The sequence below is a fragment of the Zobellia roscoffensis genome, assembly GCF_015330165.1.
GTDB lineage: Bacteria > Bacteroidota > Bacteroidia > Flavobacteriales > Flavobacteriaceae > Zobellia > Zobellia roscoffensis.
The window spans coordinates 506,301-528,305 of the sequence record NZ_JADDXT010000002.1; the positions used below are offsets into that span (position 1 = coordinate 506,301).

At 38.0% G+C, this 22,005-nt stretch carries 35 protein-coding genes; all 35 read right to left on the reverse strand.

Translation table 11 applies throughout. The features are described 5' to 3' along the window. Positions 1-5: 5 nt before the first annotated feature. The 35 genes from ctlX to rpsJ all read right to left on the reverse strand — a co-directional run bounded on the left by ctlX (position 6) and on the right by rpsJ (position 21,996). The gene (gene ctlX, locus IWC72_RS02175; protein WP_194528693.1) at positions 6-938 is read right to left on the reverse strand and encodes a citrulline utilization hydrolase CtlX; all 933 of its coding nucleotides are present in this window, start codon (positions 936-938) and stop codon (positions 6-8) included. 144 nt (positions 939-1,082) lie between these two features. Next, a complete protein-coding gene (locus tag IWC72_RS02180; RefSeq protein WP_194528694.1) occupies positions 1,083-1,997 on the reverse strand; it encodes a dimethylarginine dimethylaminohydrolase family protein in 915 nt (304 codons plus the stop codon). 118 nt (positions 1,998-2,115) lie between these two features. Continuing rightward, positions 2,116-3,402, reverse strand: a complete 1,287-nt coding sequence (locus tag IWC72_RS02185) for a citrate synthase (RefSeq protein ID WP_194524629.1) — start codon at positions 3,400-3,402, stop codon at positions 2,116-2,118. A gap of 130 nt (positions 3,403-3,532) precedes the next feature. Further along, on the reverse strand, positions 3,533-5,068 hold the full coding sequence (locus IWC72_RS02190) for a glycogen synthase (protein ID WP_194524630.1): 1,536 nt from the start codon (positions 5,066-5,068) through the stop codon (positions 3,533-3,535). A gap of 132 nt (positions 5,069-5,200) precedes the next feature. Next, complete coding sequence (gene eno / locus IWC72_RS02195) at positions 5,201-6,493, reverse strand: phosphopyruvate hydratase (RefSeq protein WP_194524631.1); 1,293 nt, start codon at positions 6,491-6,493, stop codon at positions 5,201-5,203. A gap of 119 nt (positions 6,494-6,612) precedes the next feature. After that, entirely contained in the window at positions 6,613-7,734 is a 1,122-nt protein-coding gene (gene carA / locus IWC72_RS02200; protein ID WP_194524632.1) for a glutamine-hydrolyzing carbamoyl-phosphate synthase small subunit, read from the reverse strand. Positions 7,735-7,827: 93 nt separating this feature from the next. After that, on the reverse strand, positions 7,828-8,391 hold the full coding sequence (rplQ, locus tag IWC72_RS02205; protein ID WP_194524633.1) for a 50S ribosomal protein L17: 564 nt from the start codon (positions 8,389-8,391) through the stop codon (positions 7,828-7,830). A gap of 61 nt (positions 8,392-8,452) precedes the next feature. Then, the gene (locus IWC72_RS02210) at positions 8,453-9,445 is read right to left on the reverse strand and encodes a DNA-directed RNA polymerase subunit alpha (RefSeq protein WP_194524634.1); all 993 of its coding nucleotides are present in this window, start codon (positions 9,443-9,445) and stop codon (positions 8,453-8,455) included. An 18-nt stretch (positions 9,446-9,463) separates the two neighbouring features. Further along, entirely contained in the window at positions 9,464-10,069 is a 606-nt protein-coding gene (gene rpsD / locus IWC72_RS02215) for a 30S ribosomal protein S4 (RefSeq protein ID WP_194524635.1), read from the reverse strand. Between the two features lie 86 nt (positions 10,070-10,155). After that, complete coding sequence (rpsK, locus tag IWC72_RS02220; RefSeq protein ID WP_038238201.1) at positions 10,156-10,560, reverse strand: 30S ribosomal protein S11; 405 nt, start codon at positions 10,558-10,560, stop codon at positions 10,156-10,158. A 13-nt stretch (positions 10,561-10,573) separates the two neighbouring features. After that, entirely contained in the window at positions 10,574-10,948 is a 375-nt protein-coding gene (rpsM, locus tag IWC72_RS02225; RefSeq protein ID WP_194524636.1) for a 30S ribosomal protein S13, read from the reverse strand. A gap of 2 nt (positions 10,949-10,950) precedes the next feature. Continuing rightward, positions 10,951-11,067: a type B 50S ribosomal protein L36 gene (gene ykgO, locus IWC72_RS02230; RefSeq protein ID WP_013305171.1), complete on the reverse strand. Its 117-nt coding sequence runs from the start codon at positions 11,065-11,067 to the stop codon at positions 10,951-10,953. A gap of 23 nt (positions 11,068-11,090) precedes the next feature. Then, positions 11,091-11,306, reverse strand: coding sequence for a translation initiation factor IF-1 (gene infA, locus IWC72_RS02235; RefSeq protein WP_013751343.1), 216 nt, complete (start codon positions 11,304-11,306; stop codon positions 11,091-11,093). Between the two features lie 2 nt (positions 11,307-11,308). Next, positions 11,309-12,652, reverse strand: a complete 1,344-nt coding sequence (secY, locus tag IWC72_RS02240; protein ID WP_194524637.1) for a preprotein translocase subunit SecY — start codon at positions 12,650-12,652, stop codon at positions 11,309-11,311. A gap of 12 nt (positions 12,653-12,664) precedes the next feature. Beyond that, positions 12,665-13,117: a 50S ribosomal protein L15 gene (rplO, locus tag IWC72_RS02245; protein ID WP_194528695.1), complete on the reverse strand. Its 453-nt coding sequence runs from the start codon at positions 13,115-13,117 to the stop codon at positions 12,665-12,667. A 13-nt stretch (positions 13,118-13,130) separates the two neighbouring features. Next, positions 13,131-13,313 (reverse strand): 50S ribosomal protein L30, encoded by a 183-nt coding sequence (rpmD, locus tag IWC72_RS02250; protein ID WP_194524639.1) that lies wholly within the window; start codon positions 13,311-13,313, stop codon positions 13,131-13,133. An 11-nt stretch (positions 13,314-13,324) separates the two neighbouring features. Further along, positions 13,325-13,849 (reverse strand): 30S ribosomal protein S5, encoded by a 525-nt coding sequence (gene rpsE / locus IWC72_RS02255; RefSeq protein WP_194524640.1) that lies wholly within the window; start codon positions 13,847-13,849, stop codon positions 13,325-13,327. Between the two features lie 8 nt (positions 13,850-13,857). Next, positions 13,858-14,214 carry a 50S ribosomal protein L18 gene (rplR, locus tag IWC72_RS02260; protein WP_194524641.1) on the reverse strand — a complete coding sequence of 119 codons (357 nt, stop codon included), beginning with the start codon at positions 14,212-14,214 and terminating at the stop codon, positions 13,858-13,860. A 9-nt stretch (positions 14,215-14,223) separates the two neighbouring features. After that, positions 14,224-14,766, reverse strand: coding sequence for a 50S ribosomal protein L6 (rplF, locus tag IWC72_RS02265; RefSeq protein WP_194524642.1), 543 nt, complete (start codon positions 14,764-14,766; stop codon positions 14,224-14,226). A gap of 18 nt (positions 14,767-14,784) precedes the next feature. Continuing rightward, on the reverse strand, positions 14,785-15,183 hold the full coding sequence (gene rpsH / locus IWC72_RS02270) for a 30S ribosomal protein S8 (RefSeq protein ID WP_194524643.1): 399 nt from the start codon (positions 15,181-15,183) through the stop codon (positions 14,785-14,787). Positions 15,184-15,249: 66 nt separating this feature from the next. Beyond that, positions 15,250-15,519 (reverse strand): 30S ribosomal protein S14, encoded by a 270-nt coding sequence (rpsN, locus tag IWC72_RS02275; RefSeq protein WP_179242380.1) that lies wholly within the window; start codon positions 15,517-15,519, stop codon positions 15,250-15,252. A gap of 1 nt (position 15,520) precedes the next feature. Continuing rightward, positions 15,521-16,072: a 50S ribosomal protein L5 gene (rplE, locus tag IWC72_RS02280; RefSeq protein WP_194524644.1), complete on the reverse strand. Its 552-nt coding sequence runs from the start codon at positions 16,070-16,072 to the stop codon at positions 15,521-15,523. 3 nt (positions 16,073-16,075) lie between these two features. After that, the gene (rplX, locus tag IWC72_RS02285) at positions 16,076-16,390 is read right to left on the reverse strand and encodes a 50S ribosomal protein L24 (RefSeq protein WP_226979466.1); all 315 of its coding nucleotides are present in this window, start codon (positions 16,388-16,390) and stop codon (positions 16,076-16,078) included. A 13-nt stretch (positions 16,391-16,403) separates the two neighbouring features. Then, positions 16,404-16,772 carry a 50S ribosomal protein L14 gene (gene rplN / locus IWC72_RS02290; protein WP_013993867.1) on the reverse strand — a complete coding sequence of 123 codons (369 nt, stop codon included), beginning with the start codon at positions 16,770-16,772 and terminating at the stop codon, positions 16,404-16,406. Between the two features lies 1 nt (position 16,773). Beyond that, a complete protein-coding gene (gene rpsQ / locus IWC72_RS02295; RefSeq protein WP_194524645.1) occupies positions 16,774-17,034 on the reverse strand; it encodes a 30S ribosomal protein S17 in 261 nt (86 codons plus the stop codon). A gap of 13 nt (positions 17,035-17,047) precedes the next feature. Next, positions 17,048-17,239, reverse strand: coding sequence for a 50S ribosomal protein L29 (rpmC, locus tag IWC72_RS02300; RefSeq protein WP_194524646.1), 192 nt, complete (start codon positions 17,237-17,239; stop codon positions 17,048-17,050). 8 nt (positions 17,240-17,247) lie between these two features. Further along, positions 17,248-17,679, reverse strand: a complete 432-nt coding sequence (gene rplP, locus IWC72_RS02305) for a 50S ribosomal protein L16 (RefSeq protein ID WP_194524647.1) — start codon at positions 17,677-17,679, stop codon at positions 17,248-17,250. Between the two features lie 19 nt (positions 17,680-17,698). Further along, entirely contained in the window at positions 17,699-18,421 is a 723-nt protein-coding gene (rpsC, locus tag IWC72_RS02310) for a 30S ribosomal protein S3 (RefSeq protein WP_038238165.1), read from the reverse strand. Position 18,422: 1 nt separating this feature from the next. Then, the gene (gene rplV / locus IWC72_RS02315) at positions 18,423-18,830 is read right to left on the reverse strand and encodes a 50S ribosomal protein L22 (protein ID WP_194524648.1); all 408 of its coding nucleotides are present in this window, start codon (positions 18,828-18,830) and stop codon (positions 18,423-18,425) included. 3 nt (positions 18,831-18,833) lie between these two features. Continuing rightward, a complete protein-coding gene (gene rpsS / locus IWC72_RS02320; protein WP_013993861.1) occupies positions 18,834-19,112 on the reverse strand; it encodes a 30S ribosomal protein S19 in 279 nt (92 codons plus the stop codon). 13 nt (positions 19,113-19,125) lie between these two features. Further along, positions 19,126-19,950, reverse strand: a complete 825-nt coding sequence (rplB, locus tag IWC72_RS02325; RefSeq protein WP_194528696.1) for a 50S ribosomal protein L2 — start codon at positions 19,948-19,950, stop codon at positions 19,126-19,128. A gap of 9 nt (positions 19,951-19,959) precedes the next feature. Further along, positions 19,960-20,250 (reverse strand): 50S ribosomal protein L23, encoded by a 291-nt coding sequence (rplW, locus tag IWC72_RS02330; protein WP_194524650.1) that lies wholly within the window; start codon positions 20,248-20,250, stop codon positions 19,960-19,962. A 6-nt stretch (positions 20,251-20,256) separates the two neighbouring features. Next, the gene (gene rplD, locus IWC72_RS02335) at positions 20,257-20,886 is read right to left on the reverse strand and encodes a 50S ribosomal protein L4 (protein ID WP_194524651.1); all 630 of its coding nucleotides are present in this window, start codon (positions 20,884-20,886) and stop codon (positions 20,257-20,259) included. Next, positions 20,886-21,503, reverse strand: a complete 618-nt coding sequence (rplC, locus tag IWC72_RS02340; RefSeq protein WP_194528697.1) for a 50S ribosomal protein L3 — start codon at positions 21,501-21,503, stop codon at positions 20,886-20,888. Before rplC ends, rplD begins: the two co-directional genes overlap by 1 nt. Positions 21,504-21,690: 187 nt before the next feature. After that, the gene (rpsJ, locus tag IWC72_RS02345) at positions 21,691-21,996 is read right to left on the reverse strand and encodes a 30S ribosomal protein S10 (protein WP_007094989.1); all 306 of its coding nucleotides are present in this window, start codon (positions 21,994-21,996) and stop codon (positions 21,691-21,693) included. Between the last annotated feature and the right edge of the window lie 9 nt (positions 21,997-22,005).

A 22,005-nucleotide genomic window follows, 5' to 3' on the forward strand; every position in this document is an offset into this window, starting at 1 on the left:
ATCTTCTATTTTGAACGTGGCAGAAAAACCTCGGCCATCATGCAACGTGCACTACCTCCACCACAAGTTTCAATAGTTTCTAAAGAACTATGAATAATTTCGCAATGCTTTTCAATAGCTTCAATTTGTGACGGAGTTAGACTATGATATGCAGATGAGCTCATTACTAAATAACGCTTTTCATTCCCTCCCAAAACCTGGAGCATGTTACCCGCAAAATGATGCATTTGCTGTTCAGTAATAGCAATTACTTCTTTCCCATCCTGTTTCAGGTGATCCACTACGTTTTTCCGCTCTTTTTTATCATCAATCGTATCAAGACAAATAACAGAAAAGTCTTCTGCCAAACACATCATTACATTGGTATGATAAATTGGCATTCGCTTACCTCCTACCGATTGGTTGGCCGTAAAAATAACCGGCGAGTACTCAAAATCCTCGCAAAACTCAATGAACAAGCCTTCATCCGCCCTATCAGAAAGAGCACAATAGGCTTTGTTATTCACCCTATCCAATGCCATACTACCTGTAGCTTCTAGAAACACATTTTCTTCTTCCGCCGATGTGTAATCCACTACGTTTTCTATGATCAAACCATTTTCCTCAAGAATATCCAAAATATCCTCACGTCTTTCATTACGCCTGTTCTCAGCGAACATAGGATACAACCCTACCGTACCGTTTGCATGAAATGAAATCCAATTATTAGGAAATATAGAATCTGGAGTATCTGGGTCCTTGGTATCTTCAACTACAACTACGTTCACTCCTTTTGAACGTAAAATCTCTACAAAAGCATCAAACTCCTGCTGCGCTTTCTCATTGATCGTAGTATTCTGAACATCTATATCTTCTTGAAAATAATTGTTTACCGCAGTCTGTTCGTTCATTCGGAAATTGACCGGGCGAATCATTAGTATGGTGTTCGTAATCTGCATAGGAAACTCATTTAAATTTAGGCAAAATTAGGACTTTTAAAACGGTATGACCTAGTATAAATTGGAAAATAAGAAAAAGGGAAACTAGACCTATAAAGTAATTTCAGACCTTCTAAAAATTGAATTTTAGTATACTAAAAAGTACTACTCACGAACTAGTGGCAAGGTGCTACACCGCAGAAGACCTTCTTGTTTAGCAATCTCGCCATAGGGAATCTCTTCTACCATAAAACCTTGCTCCCTCAGCCAATTATTAAGGCGTGTAAAGTTCTTTTCTGATACTATTACTTCCGGAGAAATAGAAAATACATTACTAAACATTTGATACATTTCATCTGGCGAAATCTCAAAGACATTTTCTTTTCCGAAAAAATCAACCAACCATTGGTATTCTTCTTCTACCAAGAATCCGTTTTTGTGCAAAATAGCTTTTCCTTTTCCTAAGGGCTGAAAGCAACAGTCTAAGTGCAACGCATTCTGTTTTGCATCGGTATTTGATTTCCTCAGTTGGAATGATTTTACTTTTTTATGAGGAAATTGTTCTGTAATATAATCAACGGCCGCTTGATTTGTTCTTGCCGTAATATAACTAGCATAATCTTCTGCCGTATAGGTGCCGATAAAAATATAATCGCCCCAAGGCATAACATCACCACCTTCTACATGTACTTCTTCGGGCGGATGTAAGATTTGTTGTTCTTCAATTTTATCCAATACGTGAAGAATGGCTTCAACCTCTTTTTCTCTATCGGGTAAAATATTGGCTATAATAAGTTTGTCTTCTATGACAAAGGCGATATCCCTGGAAAAAATCTGATTACAATCAGTTAAGACTTCGGGTCTATATACCTGAACATCATATTTACGAAACACTTCTGCAAAAGCATCCATTTCCCGAATCATATCCGCTTCCTGTGGGTATGTCCCCGCCAAAATGTGTTCCAATGATTTAGGGTCGTAGGCCTCCTCTGGTTTAGGTGTTGGGCCGCTACTTTTTGCTGTACCCAAAACCAATACCTTTAACCTTGAAATTTCATCGTTAACGTGAAGCTTAAGCATAACCTTTTTGCCGGCAAAGATAAGAGAACCAAATCGTGGACCACAACTATTTAAGAAAAAAGAAGTCCTTTCTTAAGAATCTCAAGAAAGGACTTTTTTTATAATTATATACTGGTGTTTATCTTAAATCTACATCTACAAAAGGACGAAGCGTTTCACCAATATAAACTTGTCTTGGTCTTCCTATTGGCTCACCACGCAAACGCATTTCTCTCCATTGCGCAATCCAACCAGGTAGACGGCCCAATGCAAACATAACTGTAAACATTTCAGTAGGAATACCCAATGCACGATAGATTATACCCGAATAGAAATCTACATTAGGATATAGTTTTCTATCTACAAAATATGGATCTTCTAAAGCTTCTTTTTCTAAACCTTTGGCAATGGCCAAAATAGGATCATCTATACCTAAATTAGCTAAAACATCATCTGCCGCTTTCTTGATTATTTTTGCTCTTGGATCAAAGTTCTTATAAACTCTATGACCAAAGCCCATTAATCTAAAAGGGTCTGATTTATCTTTGGCTTTCGCCATATATTTTTTTGTATCTCCACCATCTTTTTCAATAGCCTCAAGCATTTCTAATACCGCTTGATTTGCTCCTCCGTGCAATGGCCCCCATAAAGCTGAAATACCTGCCGAAAGGGAAGCAAAAAGACCCGCATGGGAAGAACCGACAATTCTTACCGTAGAAGTAGAACAGTTTTGTTCGTGATCAGCATGTAAAATTAACAACTTATCCAAAGCTGCTATTACCAAATCGTCTTTTTGATAGTTCTGATTAGGTCTCTTGAACATCATTTTATGAATGTTCTCTACATAGCCTAAAGTGTCATCTCCATAATCTAGAGGCAATCCTTTTTTCTTTCTAAGCGTCCAAGCAACAAGAACCGGGAATTTAGCTAAGATTCTAACAATAGCGTGATACATATCCTTATCGGACGAAACATCTACCGTAGAAGGGTTAAAGGCAATTAACGCACTCGTTAAAGAAGACAATACACCCATTGGATGTGCGGATTTTGGAAACCCGTCCAAAATCTTTTTCATTTCTTCGTCTACATGAGACTCGTCCTTAATATCGGCATGAAATTTTTCTAATTCGGTCTTGTTCGGTAATTCGCCAAAAATCAAAAGATAGGCAACCTCTAAAAAATCGGCTTTTTCGGCAAGTTCCTCAATGGAATAACCTCTATATCTCAAAATACCTTTTTCACCATCTAGAAAAGTTATGGCGCTTTCACACGAACCCGTGTTCTTATATCCTGGATCTATTGTTATCATTCCGCTTGTGGACGACCGTAAACTCTTTATATCTATGGCGAGTTCATCTTCTGTGCCCTTTATTACCGGAAAATCATATTTGTTACCGTTATACTCTAAAGTAGCTTTATCTGACATTTTTGAATTTTACTTAAAATTGAAGTGGATGTAAATTTACGGAAAATGTAACATCTTAACAATGTTGTTTTTTCGTTTAATTAATAATTAACAATGATTTCATTAGTTGTTGTAGAAAAACCAAACTATACTAGAGAACGTACAATTTTGAATAGTATTCATCCAACGATTTTTCCCAAGTAAAGCGAACCTTCTCGGCATTACTTTTTATTTTTTTCCATTTAGGTTTATCGTTCTCCCAAAGGTCAATGGCCTCACTAAAATTCTTGACCATATTCTTAATTTTTTCATCATAGGTCTTTCCATCAAAGGCAAAACCTGTAACATGGTGCTCAACCGTATCTTTCAGTCCTCCCGTATGATGAACAAAACATGGATTACCGTTACGCATAGCCAACATTTGACTAATACCGCAGGGTTCAAAAAGACTTGGCATACAATACAAGTCTGATTCTAAGTATATGGAATCTATTAAGTCTTCTGATTGACCATTTGTAAAAATGAAATTATGATGCTTGTAGCTCATGCTTCGGAAAAATTCTTCATAATCAGGATCTCCCGTTCCCAACAGCATAAAAATACCATCTATTTTTCGTAACCTTTCTAGCATTTGCTCAAAAGCATCTGGTGACCGCTTGAAAAAATAAAACTTTTGCTCAGTTAATCTAGCTACACTAGAAACTACAAATTTCGGTTTTTCGTCAACATGTTTCATAATCTTCTCACCAGTGTGAGCCAAGAAATCTGCCTTGTATTTTTTTGATTCATCTTGCAACCATCCAAAAAGAGCTTTTACCGTATTACGGTATAGCCGCCCTTTATCTGCAGTTCTAATATTGTTATAATTAGAAGCATTTAGAATTCCTATTAAGCGCCCTTCATTATTTGCCTGCTGCAAATCTTTCTCTAAACTCTCTCCCCCAACAAATTCTGGCCTTGCACTGGGCAACATTACATCTTCTTTATATGATGGAGATACCGTATGAACAGAGTCCGCAAGCCTAATACCAACTGCCATAAGGTTAATACAATCCTCATACCGAGGATCCTTTAAGGCATCATGATCCAACTGCAATTCTGGAAACCAATTATGCACTGAAGCATAGTTATCATAAAATGGACGTATACCTTGAATTGCCAAATTATGAATACTATATACGTAGCGCATTTTCTTCAATTCCTTATATCTAGGGTGATATGTTTTTAAGAACAGCAACGCGCTCGCATGCCAATCATGCATATGAACCACATCTAAATCTCCAAAAGCACCCATCTTTATAGCTTCTGCAACGGCTGTACAAAAGATTACATACTTTATAAAGTCCGTAAAAAAAGGTTCAGTTGGGTCGTCATGATAAATATGTGCAATTCCACCTTCTTGAATTTCCGGATGATGAATAACATAATGCACAATGTTTGGGCATTCCTTTTTCCCGACTACCTCATAAAGTTCGGCCATATAGGTAGTTCCCCTTAACTGAAAATTGAGATTTGTTCTAAAAGTACCATTTAGATGAAGTCTTGAATACGAAGGCACCACTACTTGAACTTTATCTCCTCTTTTGGAGATATGCCTAGGAACATCGCGCACAACATCACCCATGCCCCCAGCTTTACAGTTAGGAATAGCATCATTTTCAGCAGCAACAAAGAGAAAATTATTCATGCGAAGCGTTGGTTAGAAGTTTGTTAAAAAGATAGGCAAACTTTGCGATTACCCAAAAAAAAAGCCCTTCTAATTCGAAATTTATCGAAAAGAAGGGCTCTTGTTTTAATAGCTTTGTACTAGTCTATATCACTACTTAATCTTAAATGCTTTATCCTGAGGATAATAGGCCATTTCACCCAATTCTTCCTCAATACGAAGCAATTGGTTATACTTGGCCATACGGTCTGATCTTGAAGCAGAACCTGTTTTTATTTGACCTGTATTCAATGCTACTGCTAAATCTGCAATGGTATTATCTTCTGTTTCACCTGATCTATGGCTCATTACAGAAGTATATCCTGCATTCTTGGCCATGTTTACAGCTGCAATTGTTTCGGTAAGTGTTCCAATCTGATTTACTTTAATCAAGATAGAGTTTGCAATACCGTTTTCAATACCTTTTGACAAACGCTCTACATTTGTAACAAAAAGGTCATCTCCAACCAACTGAACTTTATCTCCTACTTTTTCAGTCAAAGATTTCCAACCATCCCAATCATTCTCATCCATACCATCTTCAATTGAGATGATAGGGTATTTGGCACTTAAATCTGCCAAGTACTGAGCTTGTTCTTCAGAAGTTCTAACCACTCCTTTATCTCCTTCAAATTTAGTATAGTCATATTTACCATCAACAAAAAACTCAGCTGAAGCACAATCCAAGGCAATCATAATTTCATCGCCCAATTTATAACCTGCATTCTCAACTGCCTTTGCAATAGTATCTAGAGCATCTTCAGTACCCCCTGCTAAGTTAGGCGCAAAACCACCTTCATCACCAACAGCTGTACTTAATCCTCTATCATGTAAAACTTTTTTAAGATTATGGAAGATTTCAGTTCCCATTTGCATGGCATGTGAAAAACTTTTTGCCTTTACCGGCATTACCATAAATTCCTGAAAAGCGATTGGTGCATCTGAATGCGAACCACCATTAATGATATTCATCATTGGCACAGGCAAAGTATTTGCACTAACACCACCTACGTAACGGAACAAAGACAACCCTAATTCATTAGCTGCTGCTTTAGCTGCTGCCAAAGACACACCCAAAATAGCGTTAGCACCCAACTTTGATTTATTTGGAGTACCATCCAAGTCGATCATCACTTGATCAAGAAGGTTCTGCTCAAAAACAGACATTCCCAAAATCTCCTCAGCAATAACCGTATTTACATTTTCTACCGCTTTAAGAACTCCTTTCCCCATAAAGGTATTGCCACCATCGCGAAGCTCTACTGCTTCATGCTCTCCTGTTGACGCTCCAGAAGGAACTGCCGCACGACCCATTACTCCATTTTCAGTAATTACATCAACCTCTACGGTAGGGTTTCCTCTTGAATCTAAAATCTGACGTGCGTGTACGCTTAATATGATACTCATAAATATTATTTTTTGTTTGGAATTCTCTTAAATTTCAACAGCTGCAAATATACAAAACCGTGCAAGTAATGCATTGTACTGCGCAACTATATTACCGTAATTATAACGATTACTTAACCTTATGCCATAACGTTTGAATTTTTCTCGATCAAATCAAAGAATTGATCGAATAAATATTCAGCATCATGTGGCCCCGCACTTGCTTCAGGGTGATATTGCACCGAAAAAACATCTTTATCCTTAATACGGATACCGGCTACAGTTTGATCATTTAGATGAACATGTGTTATTTCTAAATTCTCATTCTTTTCGGTCTCTTCCCTATTTATAGCAAAACCATGATTTTGAGAAGTAATTTCACCTTTACCTGTTATCAAATTTAAAATAGGATGATTTATACCCCTGTGCCCATTATGCATTTTATAGGTAGACACCCCGTTTGCCAAAGCAATAACTTGATGACCCAAACAAATACCAAAAACGGGTTTTCCGCTACTAATCATTCCTTTTGCCGTTTGTATAGCATCAGACAACGGTTCTGGATCTCCTGGACCGTTAGAAATAAAATACCCATCAGCTCCCCATGCTTCCATTTCTTCAAAAGAAGTGTTATAAGGAAAAACCTTTATATATCCTCCTCGCTTAGCAAGGTTCCGCAAAATATTCTTCTTAATACCTATATCTAAGGCGGCAATTTTCATAGGTGCATTTTCCTCACCGTAGAAATAAGGCTCAGAAGTCGATACGCTTGAAGCCAACTCCAATCCTTCCATACTTGGCACCTCCGCCAATTTTGCTTTTAACTCCTCTATATTATTAACATCCGTAGATATCACAGCGTTCATGGCTCCGTTATCACGAATGTAACTTACCAAGGCACGAGTATCAACATCTGATATGGCAAAAAGTTCATTTTCATTCAAGAAACTCTCAAGACTCTTGTCCGCTCTTGAACGTGAGTAATTATAGCTAAAGTTTCTACAAACTAAACCTGATATTTTAACCGAGTCCGACTCTACCTCTTCTGCTACGGTTCCATAGTTACCAATATGGGCATTTGTGGTCACCATTATCTGACCAAAGTATGATGGGTCGGTAAATATCTCCTGATATCCTGTCATACCTGTATTAAAACAAACTTCTCCAAATGCAGTTCCATCTTTATCTCCTACTGACTTACCATAAAATATGGTGCCATCGGCCAATAATAACAATGCTTTCTTTCGGGATTGGTACTTCATACGTTTGCTATTTTTTTAATTTCACAAATAAACATAAAAAAAGGATAAACTGTAAAGCTTATCCTTTTCAAAAAATTATTAAATATCAACATCTTATTCTTCTGAATCGTCTGTTTTAGCTGCGGTGTCAGTCTGAGCCTTTGCCTCAGTATCTTCAGCTACCACAGGTGGTGTCTGAGTTTCTTTAGCATCAACCTTAGCTGTTTCTTCCGATTTGCCTCCACTTCTTCTACTTCTTCTAGTAGTTTTCTTTTTGGCTTTACCAGCGTTGTATAGTTCGTTAAAATCAACCAACTCAATCATTGCCATATCAGCGTTATCTCCCAAACGATTACCAAGCTTAATAATTCTTGTATAACCTCCTGGTCTGTCAGCCACCTTCTCAGCAACCGTACTGAACAATTCAGTAACAGCTACCTTATCTCTAAGGTTTTTGAAAACGATACGTCTGTTGTGCGTTCCCTTTTCAGCAGATACATTGTTCTCAGCTTTTGATTTTGTAATCAAAGGCTCAACAAATTGTTTTAACGCCTTAGCTTTCGCCACAGTCGTATTTATTCTTTTGTGCTCGATCAAGGAACATGCCATATTGGCCAACATCGCTTTTCTATGCGCTGTCTTACGTCCTAAATGATTGACTTTTTTACCGTGTCTCATTTTTCTATTCTATTGTACTTCTCCAATCCCAGGGTATCTCCCTTCGTGTAAGAAATATCGATTAATCTTTATCTAATTTATATTTTGAAAGGTCCATCCCGAAGCTAAGCCCCTTGTTGATAACCAATTCTTCTAATTCCGTTAAGGACTTTTTACCGAAGTTTCTAAATTTCATCAAGTCATTTTTATTGAAAGAAACTAAATCTCCCAATGTATCTACTTCAGCAGCTTTCAAACAGTTCAAGGCACGTACGGAAAGATCCATATCTACCAATTTCGTTTTTAACAACTGACGCATGTGAAGTGACTCTTCATCGTAAGTTTCGGTCTGTGCAATCTCGTCTGCTTCTAATGTAATACGCTCATCAGAAAACAACATAAAGTGATGTATCAAAACCTTTGCTCCTTCTGTCAATGCATCTTTTGGATGAATTGAACCATCAGTAACAATTTCGAAAACCAATTTTTCGTAATCCGTTTTTTGCTCTACACGAAAGTTTTCAATACTATATTTTACGTTCTTAATAGGCGTAAATATAGAATCTATAGCAATGGTACCTAAAGCTGCATTTGATTTTTTGTTCTCATCTGCAGGAACATAGCCACGACCTTTGTCAATAACTATTTCCATATTGATGTTCACTTTAGAATCCATATTACAGATAACTAAATCTGGATTCAACACTTGGTAACCAGAAATAAATTTCTGAAAATCACCAGCAGTCAACTGCTCTTTTCCGCTTACCGAAATTGAAACTACTTCTGCTTCAGAATCTTCAATTTGCTTCTTAAAACGTACTTGTTTAAGATTCAATATGATTTCTGTAACATCTTCTACAATGCCAGAAACCACTGAAAACTCATGTTCTACACCATCCATTCTCAAGGACGTAATCGCATGGCCTTCCAATGACGCAAGCAACACTCTTCTTAGTGCGTTCCCAACAGTCAATCCATAACCGGGCTCCAAAGGACGAAATTCGAACTTCCCTTCGAAATCCGAAGAATCGATCATTATTACTTTATCGGGTTTCTGAAAATTAAATAATGCCATATGACTTAGTGTTCTTTATTATTTAGAGTAAAGCTCAACTATTAACTGTTCTTTGATATTCTCTGGAATTTGAAGTCTTTCCGGAACGGTAACAAACGCACCTTCACTCTTAGCTGTATTCCAAGTTATCCACTCGTAAACTTTACTGTTTGCTGTAAGTGAATCTTGTATAGCCTGTAAAGATTTAGACTTTTCACGCACACCTACTACATCTCCTGGTTTTAATGAATAAGAAGGTATATTTACCAACTCTCCATTTACTGTGATATGTCTGTGAGATACTAATTGTCTAGCACCTCTTCTTGAAGGAGAAATTCCCATACGAAATACTACGTTGTCTAAACGTGACTCACATAATTGAAGTAATACCTCACCGGTAACACCTTCTTTTCTCTTAGCAGTAGCAAAAATATTTCTAAATTGCTTTTCTAAAATACCGTAGGTATATTTAGCTTTCTGCTTCTCCATCAACTGAACAGCGTACTCAGATTTCTTACCTCTACGTCTTGCGTTTCCGTGTTGTCCTGGAGGGTAATTCTTTTTTTCGAATGATTTATCATCTCCGAAAATTGCTTCGCCAAACTTACGGGCGATTTTACTCTTTGGTCCTGTATATCTTGCCATTTTCTTAAATTTAGAAGTGTGATTATGAATTAAGGCTTATCCTTCGATAATCGTTAACAACACTTCTGTGAAATATTACTAATTAATTAAACTCTTCTTCTTTTTGGAGGACGACAACCGTTGTGCGGCATCGGTGTAACATCAATAATTTCGGTAACTTCTATACCAGAATTATGTACGGCACGAATCGCAGATTCTCTTCCATTTCCAGGTCCCTTAACGTAAACCTTTACTTTTCTTAAACCTGCTTCATGAGCAGTTTTAGAACACTCTTCCGCAGCTACCTGCGCTGCATAAGGAGTATTTTTCTTAGAACCTCTAAAACCCATTTTTCCAGCAGATGACCAAGAAATGACATCTCCTTTTTTATTGGTAAGAGAAATTATAATATTATTAAAAGATGCAGTTACGTGAGCTTCTCCAACCGAGTCAACGATTACCTTACGCTTCTTTGCCGCTTTTGCACCTGATTTTGTAGTTGCCTTTGCCATAATAACCTACTTATTATTTAGTTGCCTTCTTCTTGTTGGCTACCGTTTTTCTTTTTCCTTTTCTCGTCCTAGAATTGTTCTTCGTACGTTGTCCTCTAAGGGGAAGACCTGATCTGTGACGAATACCACGGTAACAACCTATATCCATCAAACGCTTAATATTAAGCTGTGTCTCAGAACGCAACTCACCTTCTATAGTAAAAGAAGAAACGGCATCCCTGATACGACCTATCTCATCATCGTTCCAATCAGACACTTTAGTATCTTCACTAACTTGGGCAATCTCTAAGATTTCTTTAGCCCTACTTCTACCGACACCAAAAATATAGGTCAATGCAATTACGCCCCTTTTCTGTTTTGGTATGTCTACACCTGCAATTCTTGCCATAACTATCCTTGTCTTTGTTTAAATCTAGGATTCTTTTTGTTGATTACGTACAACCTGCCCTTTCTGCGTACAATCTTGCAGTCGGCACTTCTTTTTTTAACTGATGCTCTTACTTTCATCGTTCTATTCTTCTATCGTATTACTAATATCTATATGTAATTCTGGCTTTGGACAAGTCATAAGGACTCATTTCCAATTTCACTTTATCTCCAGGAAGCAACTTAATATAATGCATACGCATCTTTCCTGAAATGTGAGCCGTAACTACATGCCCATTTTCTAACTCAACTCTGAACATTGCATTTGACAATGCTTCAATTATAGACCCGTCTTGTTCTATTGCTGCTTGTTTAGCCATACTTATGCGACTTTTCTATTTTTCCCAGTTTTCATCAATCCGTCGTAATGTCTATTCAATAAATATGCATTTACTTGTTGAACCGTATCTATTGCAACACCTACCATAATTAAAAGTGATGTCCCTCCATAGAACAATGCCCAACCGGCTTGAATATCCATTAATTTAACTACTATAGCAGGCAAAACTGCTAAAAGCGCCAAAAATACGGAACCTGGCAATGTAATCAAAGACATAATTTTATCTAAAAAGTCTCCAGTCTCTTTACCCGGTCTAATACCTGGTATAAAACCTCCACTTCTTTTTAAATCATCTGCCATTTTATTGGTCGGAACAGTAATAGCCGTATAGAAATACGTGAAAATAATTATCAACAAACCGAACAATACGTTGTAAGCAAGACCAAATATATCCTGAAACTGAACCTCCATCCACTGACCAGCAGCGGTATTGTTAAAAGTCTTACCAATTAAACTAGGAGCAAACATAATTGCCTGAGCAAAGATAATCGGCATAACACCAGAAGCATTTAACTTCAAAGGAATATACTGCCTAGACCCCATTATATTCTTTTCATAACCACCAGAGGCAGTTCTTCTTGCATACTGTACAGGTATTTGACGCGTAGCCATCACTAGAAGTATACTAGCCAAGATAACTAAGAACCAAAGAATGACTTCTATTAAGATAAACATCAAACCACCATTGTTATCAACTGTTCTAGAAATGAATTCTTGAACGAACGATTGCGGCATTGTAGCTATAATACCAATCATAATTAGTAGTGAAATACCATTACCAATACCCTTATCAGTAATTTTCTCTCCTAACCACATGGCAAAAACACAACCAGTAACCAAAATGATAACCGCAGGAACCATAAAGTCAAGACCTTTACCTAAAACAAAGGCACTATCCTGAACTCCAAAAGCCTCTAAACCGTACAAATAAGCTGGCGCCTGAACCACACAAATACCAATAGTTAACCAACGTGTAATCTGATTCTTCGTTTTTCTACCACTCTCCCCTTCTTTATCCAATTTCTGTAAATAAGGTATGGCAATACTCATAAGCTGAACAACAATAGATGCCGATATATAGGGCATAATACCCAAAGCAAATATTGATGCATTAGCAAAAGCACCACCGGTAAAAGCATTCAAAAGCCCAAAGATACCTGAATCGGTACCCGAGGCTAATTCTGCTAATTGTGTAGAATCAATACCTGGAAGAACAATTTGACAACCAAAACGGTATACCAGCAACAAACCAAGGGTTAGTAAAATCCTATTCCTTAGTTCGTCTATCTTCCAAATATTGGATATGGTCTCGAAAAATTTCTTCATGGTCAGTTATGCTTATAAATTTATTGCTTCTCCACCAGCAGCTTCAATTGCCGCTTTAGCACTTGCTGTAAATTTATGCGCTGAAACCTTAAGTGAAGCTTTCAATTCTCCACCACCTAATATTTTTACCAGGTCTTTACTTTTGGCCAAACCATTTTCTACCAAAGTTTCAAAAGTAATAGTGTCTTTAACTTTTTTGTTATCAACCAACTCTTGTAACCTTTCAACGTTAATACCTTGATATTCTACTCGGTTTATGTTTGTAAAACCAAATTTAGGCACACGTCTTTGCAAAGGCATCTGTCCACCTTCAAAACCTATTTTCTTAGAGTAACCAGACCTAGATTTAGCACCTTTATGCCCTCTTGCAGCAGTACCACCTTTACCAGATCCTTGACCTCTACCTATTCTTTTGCCTGCTCTATTGGTAGAACCATCTGCAGGCTTTAGATTACTTAAATTCATTATAATGTGCTATTTAAGCTTCCTCAGTGGAAACCAAATGTTCAACTTTAGCTATCATACCGAGTATATTCGGCGTGGCATCATGCTCTACTACTTGACCAATCTTCTTAAGACCTAAAGCAAACAACGTACGCTTTTGGTTTTGTGGCTTTTTGATGCTGCTCTTTAACTGTTTTACCAGAATTTTCTTTGCCATAATATTTCTACTTATCCTTTAAACACTTTTTCAAGAGAAACCCCTCTTTGATCAGCTACAGTTCTTGCATCTCTCAATTGCAAAAGCGCATCAAAAGTGGCCTTAACAACATTATGAGGGTTTGAAGAACCTTGTGATTTAGATAATACATCTTGTACACCAACAGCTTCCAATACCGCTCTTACTGCACCACCTGCAATAACTCCGGTACCATGAGATGCCGGTTGGATATATACACGAGCCCCACCATATTTACCTTTTTGTTCATGAGGCAATGTAGCCTTGTTCAAAGGAATACGAATTAAGTTCTTTTTAGCGTCTTCAATAGCCTTAGCAATAGCAGTTGCTACCTCCTTAGATTTTCCTAAACCGTGTCCAACAACTCCACTTTCATCACCTACAACAACTATAGCTGAGAAACCGAAGGCCCTACCACCTTTAGTAACTTTGGTAACACGCTGTATGCCTACCAATCTATCTTTAAGATCCAATCCACCGGGTTTAACGGTCTCTGCGTTTTTATATTTCTGGTACATACTCTTATTTAAAAATTAAGTCCTGCTTCCCTTGCGCCATCAGCCAAAGATTTCACTCTTCCGTGGTAAAGGTTACCACCTCTATCAAAAGCAACTTTTTCAATACCTGCTTCTTTGCACTTTGCAGCGATCGCTTTACCTACAAGGCTTGCAATCTCTATCTTAGTACCCTTTTCTTTTGCTAAATCTTTATCTCTAGATGATACAAATGCCAATGTAGCACCTTTTGTATCGTCTATAACCTGAGCATAAATTTCTTTATTGCTTCTAAAAACGGATAATCTAGGTCTTTCCGCTGTTCCATTGGAAACCTTTCTAATTCTTCTCCGTATTCTCTGTTTTCTTTCGCTTGTTGATAATCCCATGATATACTATTAAGCTGATTTACCTGCTTTTCTTCTTAACTGCTCGCCAACAAACTTAACACCTTTTCCTTTATAAGGCTCAGGCTTACGGAAAGCTCGTATTTTTGCGGCAATTTGACCGACCAATTGTTTATCGAAAGATGTCAATTTTATAATTGGATTCTTTCCTTTCTCAGATACAGTTTCAACCTTAACTTCAGGAGCTATATCTATAACTATATTATGAGAAAATCCTAAAGCGATATCCAATTTCTGACCTTGATTAGCAGCACGGTAACCCACACCTACAAGTTCCAATTCTTTTGTCCATCCTTTAGAAACACCTTCGATCATATTCTTCACCAAAGAACGGTATAGACCATGCTTTGCTTTATGTTCCTTAGAATCTGAAGGTCTAGTTACCCAAACTTGATTCTCTTCTATCTTTATATCGACGGCAGAAAACTCTTGAGTAAGCTCACCCAACTTGCCTTTTACGACAACCTCGTTCTCCTTTACCTCAACAGTAACTCCTTCAGGAATAGCTACCGGATTATTACCAATTCTTGACATTTCTTACTATTTATCCTATTAATATACGTAGCAAAGCACCTCGCCACCTACATTTTCATTTTTTGCCTGCTTGCTCGTCATTACTCCGTGAGAAGTTGAAACTATAGCTATCCCTAAGCCATTTAAGACTCTAGGCAGATTTTCAGCGCCTGCATACTTACGTAGACCCGGCTTACTGATTCTCTGAATTTTTTTAATAACAGGCTCTTTAGTTGCCTTGTCATATTTCAAGGCAATCTTAATAGAACCCTGAACTTTATCCTCCTCGAATTTGTAACTTAAAATATAGCCCTGATCGAACAATATTTTAGTCATCTCTCTCTTCACTTTTGAAGAGGGTATCTCTACCACTCTGTGACCAGCTCTGCTGGCATTTCTAACTCGCGTTAGATAATCTGCTATAGTATCTGTAACCATCTGTATATAATTCGGTAACGGTTTTCGCTCTTTTTAACGAACCTGAAACCAGTTAATCAATTTAATTTACCAGCTTGCTTTCTTAACACCTGGTATAAGACCTTTATTGGCCATCTCTCTAAACATAACCCTAGAGATACCAAAAGTTCTCATGTAACCTTTTGGCCTACCTGTTAACTTGCAACGATTGTGCATACGAACAGGTGATGCATTTTTTGGCAACTTTTGCAATGCTTCGTAATCTCCAGCTTCTTTCAAAGCTTTTCTTTTCTCGGCATATTTAGCAACAGTTTTCGCTCTTTTGCGCTCACGGGCCTTCATAGATTCTTTAGCCATACTAGTTCTTTTTAAAAGGTAATCCTAATTCTGTTAACAATGATTTTGCTTCTTTATCCGTATCAGCCGAAGTAACAAAGGTAATATCCATTCCGTCAATTCTATTGATTTTATCAATATTGATTTCAGGAAAAATAATTTGCTCCGTTACACCAAGGCTATAATTTCCACGACCATCAAAGCCAGTAGCCTTAATCCCCTGAAAATCACGAACACGTGGCAATGCACTTGTGATCAAACGATCCAAGAATTCGTACATACGCTCACCACGTAAAGTAACTTTAGCACCAATAGGCATGCCTTTACGCAACTTAAATGCGGCAACATCCTTCTTAGACAATGTAGCTACAGCTCTCTGACCTGTAATATTAGTCAATTCGTCAACTGCGTGATCGATAAGTTTCTTATCTGCAACAGCGGCACCAACACCTCTACTAACAACTATCTTCTGAAGTTTTGGCACTTGCATTACATTCTTGTAACCAAATTCTTCTTTAAGCGCATCTACTATACGCTCACCATATTCTTTCTTTAACCTTGAAACGTAAGCCATAACTTATATTACTTCATTGGATTTCTTAGAAAACCGGACTTTCTTTCCGTCTCTAACCTCGTACCCTACTCTTGTAGTCTCGCTTGATTTAGCATCAATAAGCGCAAGATTAGAAATATGGATAGGAGCTTCTTTTTTAACGATACCACCTTGTGGGTTCTGTGCACTTGGTTTCTGATGCTTAGAAACCATATTTGCACCTTCCACGATGGCTTTGTTCTTCTCACGGTCTACAGTTATCACCTTGCCCTCAGTACCTTTATGGTCTCCAGCAATGATACGTACTGTATCTCCCGTTTTAATTTTCAACTTTTTCATGCTTGCTCTAATATTATAGTACCTCTGGGGCCAATGAAACAATTTTCATGAATTGCTTATCGCGTAATTCGCGGGCAACCGGACCGAAAACACGGGTTCCTCTCATTTCGCCCGTTGGATTCAACAATACACAAGCATTGTCATCGAAACGAATATATGAACCATCTGGTCTTCTTACTTCTTTCTTTGTTCTTACAACTACCGCCGTAGAAACCGCACCTTTTTTGATACCTCCGTTAGGCGTAGCTTCTTTAACCGTAACAACGATCTTATCTCCGATGGAAGCGTATCTTCTCTTGGTACCACCAAGTACACGTATGGTCAAAACTTCTTTTGCCCCAGTGTTATCCGCTACCTTTAACCTTGATTCTTGCTGTAACATATTATTTAGCTCTTTCTAAGATTTCTACTAAACGCCAAGTTTTAGTCTTACTTAACGGGCGTGTCTCCATTATCTTAACGGTATCACCTTCGTTGCAATCATTTGCTTCGTCGTGTGCAACATATTTTTTCGTCTTTAAAACGAACTTACCGTACATAGGGTGCTTTACTCGCTTTACCTCGGCCACAACAATAGATTTCTCCATTTTGTTACTGGTTACAACCCCTATCCTTTCTTTCCTTAAGTTTCTTTTTTCTTCCATAAAGCCGAACCAGTTATTGGTTTTCCCTATTAGTTAATTCCGTTGCTAATCTAGCTACCGTTCTTCTTGTCTTTCTGATTTGAAGTGGATTCTCTAATGGCGTCACAAAGTGAGCTATTTTAAGATTCGCAGACTCCTTTTTAAACTCAGCAAGTTTTTGCTTAAGCTCTTCTATGGACAATTCTTTAATTTCTTTGTTTTTCATGGTACAACTTAGATTAAATCTTGATCAACGTAGTCACGTGCAACAATAAACTTTGTTTTAACAGGTAACTTTTGCGCTGCCAACCTTAATGCTTCCTTAGCAACATCTATAGGTACACCAGCAACTTCAAATAAAACTCTTCCAGGCTTAACGACCGCCACAAAATACTCAGGAGCACCTTTACCTTTACCCATACGAACCTCAAGAGGTTTTTTGGTAATAGGCTTGTCTGGAAAAATTTTGATCCATAACTGGCCTTGCCTTTTCATATATCTAGTAGCCGCGATACGAGCTGCCTCGATCTGGCGTGACGTTATAAATTTTGAATCCAAAGTTTTGATGCCGAACATTCCATTTGATAACTGGAAACCTCTACCCGCATTGCCTTTCATGCGGCCTTTTTGCATCTTACGAAACTTGGTTCTTTTAGGTTGTAACATTGTTTACTTCTTTAAAAAATTACTTTCTACGACGTTGCTTTCTTCCGCCTTCACGCTTATCACCACCTTTTGAAGATTGACCTTTAGTCATACCTACTAATGGAGACAACTCACGCTTGCCGTACACTTCACCTTTCATGATCCAAACCTTAATACCTAACTTACCGTATGTCGTTTGTGCCTCATGCAAAGCATAATCGATATCTGCACGGAAAGTAGACAATGGAATACGACCATCTTTATAAGACTCCGAACGCGCCATTTCAGCACCATTCAAACGACCTGAAATCTGAATCTTAATTCCCTCTGCATTCATTCTCATTGCCGCAGCAATAGCCATTTTAATAGCTCTTCTAAAAGAAATTCTGCTCTCTATTTGACGCGCAACACTTGCAGCAACCAAATTAGCATCAAGTTCAGGTCTCTTGATCTCATAAATATTGATCTGAACCTCTTTATTCGTGATTTTCTTAAGCTCTTCCTTAAGCTTATCCACCTCTTGACCACCTTTACCGATAATAATACCAGGTCTTGCAGTAGTCACTGTAATTGTAATCAACTTCAAGGTACGCTCTATAATTACCCTAGACACACTAGCTTTCGCCAAACGCGCATGAATATACTTACGTATCTTATCGTCCTCAGCTAGCTTATCTCCATAATCGTTTCCACCATACCAGTTAGATTCCCATCCTCTGATAATTCCTAGACGATTTCCTATCGGATTTGTTTTCTGTCCCATTCTAGCTTTCTATATTATTATTAGACCCCAAAACCAATGTAACATGGTTGGAACGTTTTCTAATTCTATGCGCTCTACCCTGTGGAGCTGGACGCAATCTCTTTAACATACTACCTCCATCAACACGAATTTCTTTTACAAAAAGATCCGCATCCTCTACACTAGCATCCTCATTCTTTGATTGCCAATTTGCCAAGGCAGAAAGCAATAACTTCTCTAACTTACGAGAAGCCTCTTTTGGATTAAAACGCAATATAGCCAAAGCCTTTTCCACTTTTACCCCTCTTACAAGGTCAGCTACTAAACGCATTTTTCTAGGCGATGTAGGACAGTTGTTCAACTTAGCGAACGCTATCTGCTTTTTCTCAGCCTTGATTCTTTCGGCCATCTGTTTTTTTCGAACTCCCATAGCTTACTTTTTTCCTTTGTTCTTGGCTCCTGCATGACCTCTAAAAGATCTTGTTGGAGAAAATTCGCCTAATTTATGACCTACCATGTTCTCTGTAACGAAAACAGGAACAAACTGTCTTCCGTTGTGCACAGCTATAGTCTGACCTACAAAATCAGGTGTTATCATCGATGCTCTTGACCACGTCTTTATAACACTCTTCTTTCCAGAAGAAGCGCTTTGCTGGATTTTTTTCTCCAAGCTATAATGAACGTAAGGTCCCTTTTTTAACGATCGTGCCATTGTTTCTTACTTTTTATTTCTTTCTACGTTCTAGAATATACTTATTCGTCTTCTTGGTTCTAGTACGTGTTCTATAACCTTTAGCCGGAATTCCGTTTCTTGATCTTGGATGACCACCAGAAGCCCTACCTTCACCACCACCCATTGGGTGATCAACAGGGTTCATTGCTACTGGTCTCGTTCTAGGTCTTCTACCCAACCATCTACTTCTACCCGCTTTACCAGATACCAATAATTGATGATCAGAATTTGATATAGCTCCAACCGTAGCCATACACGTAGACAATATTAACCTAGTTTCACCTGAAGGCATCTTCACCGTAACAAACTTACCGTCCTTTGCCATTAACTGAGCAAAAGTACCTGCACTTCTAGCCATAACAGCTCCTTGACCAGGTCGTAATTCTATACAAGAAATAATAGTACCTAATGGTATCTCACTTATAGGTAATGCATTTCCAATTTCAGGAGCCACATTACTTCCAGAAGCAACTTCTTGACCTACTTGTAATCCGTTTTGCGCAATGATGTATCTTTTCTCACCATCAGCATACTTCAACAAAGCAATAAAAGCCGTTCTGTTTGGATCATATTGAATTGATTCTACAACAGCAGAAACTCCCTGCTTATCTCTTTTAAAATCAATAACACGATACCTTCTCTTATGCCCACCACCTCTTTGGCGTATGGTCATTTTTCCTTGACTGTTTCTACCTCCCGATTTTTTTAACGGAGCGAGCAAACTCTTCTCCGGCTTATCAGTAGTAATGGCGTCAAAACCATTTACTACTCTAAAACGCTGCCCGGGGGTTATGGGTTTTAATTTTCTAACTGACATTTCTTGTCTTTATAGATTACTGTAAAAATCAATGATATCACCTTCAACCACATCAACTATTGCCTTTTTAATTGCATTAGTCTTACCATGCTGTACGCCAGTCTTGGTGAAACGTGTTTTACGAGATGGACCATAATTCATGGTACGCACCTTCTTTACTGAAACACCGTAAGTTGCCTCTACAGCATCTTTAATCTGAATCTTGTTGGCCCTTGGATCAACAACGAAACCATAACGGTTGTACAACTCGCTTTCAGCAGTCATTTTTTCCGTTATTATTGGTTTTATCAACACACTCATGGCTTTCTATTTTGTTAAATTTGACTCCAATCCTTCTAAAGCACTTTCCAACAACACAATACTCGTTGCATTAAGAATTTTGTAAGTACTTATTTCTGAGGAAGTTACGACTTCGGAACCTTTCAAATTTCGCGAAGACAAATATACGCTATTATTTGAATCACCCAAGACAAACAACGATTTTTTGTTCTCAAGCCCTAAGGACTTCAAAACTCCTTTAAAATCTTTTGTCTTTGGCGTATCAAAATTAAAGTCTTCTACAACCAAAATTGCTTCTTCTTTAGATTTGATACTAAGCGCAGATTTACGAGCCAAACGCTTAACGTTTTTGTTCAACTTCTGGCTGTAATCCTTAGGTCTTGGCCCAAAAATTCTACCACCACCTCTAAAAATAGGAGATTTAATACTACCAGCACGCGCTGTACCAGTTCCTTTTTGCTTCTTGATCTTACGAGTACTTCCCGCAATTTCCGCACGCTCTTTTGCTTTGTGCGTTCCTTGTCTTTGGTGTGCTAAATATTGTTTAACATCCAAATACACCGCATGATCATTCGGTTCTATTGCAAAAACAGCATCAGAAAGGTCTGCCTTTCTACCTGTTTCTTTTCCTTTGATATCTAAAACTGCTACCTTCATTACTTCTCGATAGTTACGTAAGCGTTCTTATGACCTGGAACAGCACCTTTTACAACTAAAAGATTCTTCTCCGGAACAACCTTTAACACCCTAAGGTTTTGAACGGTAACTCTATCGCCACCCATTCTACCGGCCATTTTCATTCCTTTAAAAACTCTAGCAGGATAAGATGCGGCACCAATGGAACCAGGAGCCCTCAAACGGTTATGCTGACCGTGAGTCGCCTGACCTACACCACCAAATCCGTGGCGTTTTACAACACCTTGAAAACCTTTACCTTTAGACGTACCAATAACATCTACAAATTCTCCTTCTACAAATACATCAACACTAACGGTGTCTCCTAATTTGTAATCCTCATCAAAACCTTGAAACTCAACGACTTTTTTCTTAGGAGATGTACCTGCCTTTTTAAAATGACCTGCTTCGGCCTTATTAGCACGCTTATCTGCCTTGTCATCGAAACCAAGCTGAAGAGCATTATACCCATCAACTTCTTCGGTTCTGACTTGGGTAACTACACATGGTCCCGCCTCAATAACAGTACAAGGAATATTCTTCCCGTTCTCGTCAAAGATGCTGGTCATGCCTACCTTTTTTCCAATTAACCCAGACATACTGATTTTAAATTATGGAATTCAGATTAACACTAACCCGTCTTCCGTTTATATATTACTAATTAAATACTCGTTCACTATAGGACAAAAAAACAGGGTCAAAACAATTCAACCCTGATTGTTTTTTCCGTTTTTCCCTCGCACGCAGCTCAGGACATGTCCCCCACCCTTAACAGATGGGTTATAACTATACTTTTATCTCAACCTCAACACCACTTGGAAGCTCTAACTTCATAAGGGCATCAATAGTTTTTGACGAAGAACTATAAATATCCAATAGTCTTTTATAAGAACTAAGTTGAAACTGCTCTCTTGACTTCTTATTTACGTGCGGCGAACGCAAAACCGTAAATATCTTCTTATGAGTTGGTAATGGAATTGGACCCGTTACCACAGCTCCGGTAGTTTTTACCGTTTTTACGATTTTCTCAGCAGACTTGTCTACCAAGTTATGATCGTAAGATTTAAGTTTTATCCTTATTTTTTGACTCATCTTTCTAAA

Excerpts from the sequence above, each read along its gene's own strand:
- rplP (WP_194524647.1), bottom strand. The coding sequence starts at position 17,679 with ATGTTACAACCTAAAAGAACCAAGTTTCGTAAGATGCAAAAAGGCCGC.
- infA (WP_013751343.1), bottom strand. The coding sequence starts at position 11,306 with ATGGCTAAACAAGCAGCAATAGAACAAGACGGGTCTATAATTGAAGCA.
- rplW (WP_194524650.1), bottom strand. The coding sequence starts at position 20,250 with ATGAGTGTGTTGATAAAACCAATAATAACGGAAAAAATGACTGCTGAA.
- rplB (WP_194528696.1), bottom strand. The coding sequence starts at position 19,950 with ATGTCAGTTAGAAAATTAAAACCCATAACCCCCGGGCAGCGTTTTAGA.
- rpmD (WP_194524639.1), bottom strand. The coding sequence starts at position 13,313 with ATGGCAAAGAAAATTCTGGTAAAACAGTTAAAGAGCAGCATCAAAAAG.
- rplF (WP_194524642.1), bottom strand. The coding sequence starts at position 14,766 with ATGTCAAGAATTGGTAATAATCCGGTAGCTATTCCTGAAGGAGTTACT.
- rpmC (WP_194524646.1), bottom strand. The coding sequence starts at position 17,239 with ATGAAAAACAAAGAAATTAAAGAATTGTCCATAGAAGAGCTTAAGCAA.
- secY (WP_194524637.1), bottom strand. The coding sequence starts at position 12,652 with ATGAAGAAATTTTTCGAGACCATATCCAATATTTGGAAGATAGACGAA.
- IWC72_RS02185 (WP_194524629.1), bottom strand. The coding sequence starts at position 3,402 with ATGTCAGATAAAGCTACTTTAGAGTATAACGGTAACAAATATGATTTT.
- rplD (WP_194524651.1), bottom strand. The coding sequence starts at position 20,886 with ATGAAGGTAGCAGTTTTAGATATCAAAGGAAAAGAAACAGGTAGAAAG.
- IWC72_RS02210 (WP_194524634.1), bottom strand. The coding sequence starts at position 9,445 with ATGGCATTATTTAATTTTCAGAAACCCGATAAAGTAATAATGATCGAT.
- IWC72_RS02180 (WP_194528694.1), bottom strand. The coding sequence starts at position 1,997 with ATGCTTAAGCTTCACGTTAACGATGAAATTTCAAGGTTAAAGGTATTG.
- ykgO (WP_013305171.1), bottom strand. The coding sequence starts at position 11,067 with ATGAAAGTAAGAGCATCAGTTAAAAAAAGAAGTGCCGACTGCAAGATT.
- rpsN (WP_179242380.1), bottom strand. The coding sequence starts at position 15,519 with ATGGCTAAAGAATCTATGAAGGCCCGTGAGCGCAAAAGAGCGAAAACT.
- rpsQ (WP_194524645.1), bottom strand. The coding sequence starts at position 17,034 with ATGGAAGAAAAAAGAAACTTAAGGAAAGAAAGGATAGGGGTTGTAACC.
- eno (WP_194524631.1), bottom strand. The coding sequence starts at position 6,493 with ATGAGTATCATATTAAGCGTACACGCACGTCAGATTTTAGATTCAAGA.
- IWC72_RS02190 (WP_194524630.1), bottom strand. The coding sequence starts at position 5,068 with ATGAATAATTTTCTCTTTGTTGCTGCTGAAAATGATGCTATTCCTAAC.
- rplE (WP_194524644.1), bottom strand. The coding sequence starts at position 16,072 with ATGGCTTACGTTTCAAGGTTAAAGAAAGAATATGGTGAGCGTATAGTA.
- rplQ (WP_194524633.1), bottom strand. The coding sequence starts at position 8,391 with ATGAGACACGGTAAAAAAGTCAATCATTTAGGACGTAAGACAGCGCAT.
- carA (WP_194524632.1), bottom strand. The coding sequence starts at position 7,734 with ATGAAGTACCAATCCCGAAAGAAAGCATTGTTATTATTGGCCGATGGC.
- ctlX (WP_194528693.1), bottom strand. The coding sequence starts at position 938 with ATGCAGATTACGAACACCATACTAATGATTCGCCCGGTCAATTTCCGA.
- rpsJ (WP_007094989.1), bottom strand. The coding sequence starts at position 21,996 with ATGAGTCAAAAAATAAGGATAAAACTTAAATCTTACGATCATAACTTG.
- rpsE (WP_194524640.1), bottom strand. The coding sequence starts at position 13,849 with ATGTACCAGAAATATAAAAACGCAGAGACCGTTAAACCCGGTGGATTG.
- rpsC (WP_038238165.1), bottom strand. The coding sequence starts at position 18,421 with ATGGGACAGAAAACAAATCCGATAGGAAATCGTCTAGGAATTATCAGA.
- rplO (WP_194528695.1), bottom strand. The coding sequence starts at position 13,117 with ATGAATTTAAGTAATCTAAAGCCTGCAGATGGTTCTACCAATAGAGCA.
- rplC (WP_194528697.1), bottom strand. The coding sequence starts at position 21,503 with ATGTCTGGGTTAATTGGAAAAAAGGTAGGCATGACCAGCATCTTTGAC.
- rplV (WP_194524648.1), bottom strand. The coding sequence starts at position 18,830 with ATGGGAGTTCGAAAAAAACAGATGGCCGAAAGAATCAAGGCTGAGAAA.
- rplR (WP_194524641.1), bottom strand. The coding sequence starts at position 14,214 with ATGGGATTATCAACAAGCGAAAGAAAACAGAGAATACGGAGAAGAATT.
- rpsD (WP_194524635.1), bottom strand. The coding sequence starts at position 10,069 with ATGGCAAGATATACAGGACCAAAGAGTAAAATCGCCCGTAAGTTTGGC.
- rpsK (WP_038238201.1), bottom strand. The coding sequence starts at position 10,560 with ATGGCAAAGGCAACTACAAAATCAGGTGCAAAAGCGGCAAAGAAGCGT.
- rpsH (WP_194524643.1), bottom strand. The coding sequence starts at position 15,183 with ATGGTTACAGATACTATAGCAGATTATCTAACGCGAGTTAGAAATGCC.
- rpsM (WP_194524636.1), bottom strand. The coding sequence starts at position 10,948 with ATGGCAAGAATTGCAGGTGTAGACATACCAAAACAGAAAAGGGGCGTA.
- rplN (WP_013993867.1), bottom strand. The coding sequence starts at position 16,772 with ATGTTACAGCAAGAATCAAGGTTAAAGGTAGCGGATAACACTGGGGCA.
- rplX (WP_226979466.1), bottom strand. The coding sequence starts at position 16,390 with ATGAAAAAGTTGAAAATTAAAACGGGAGATACAGTACGTATCATTGCT.
- rpsS (WP_013993861.1), bottom strand. The coding sequence starts at position 19,112 with ATGGCACGATCGTTAAAAAAGGGACCTTACGTTCATTATAGCTTGGAG.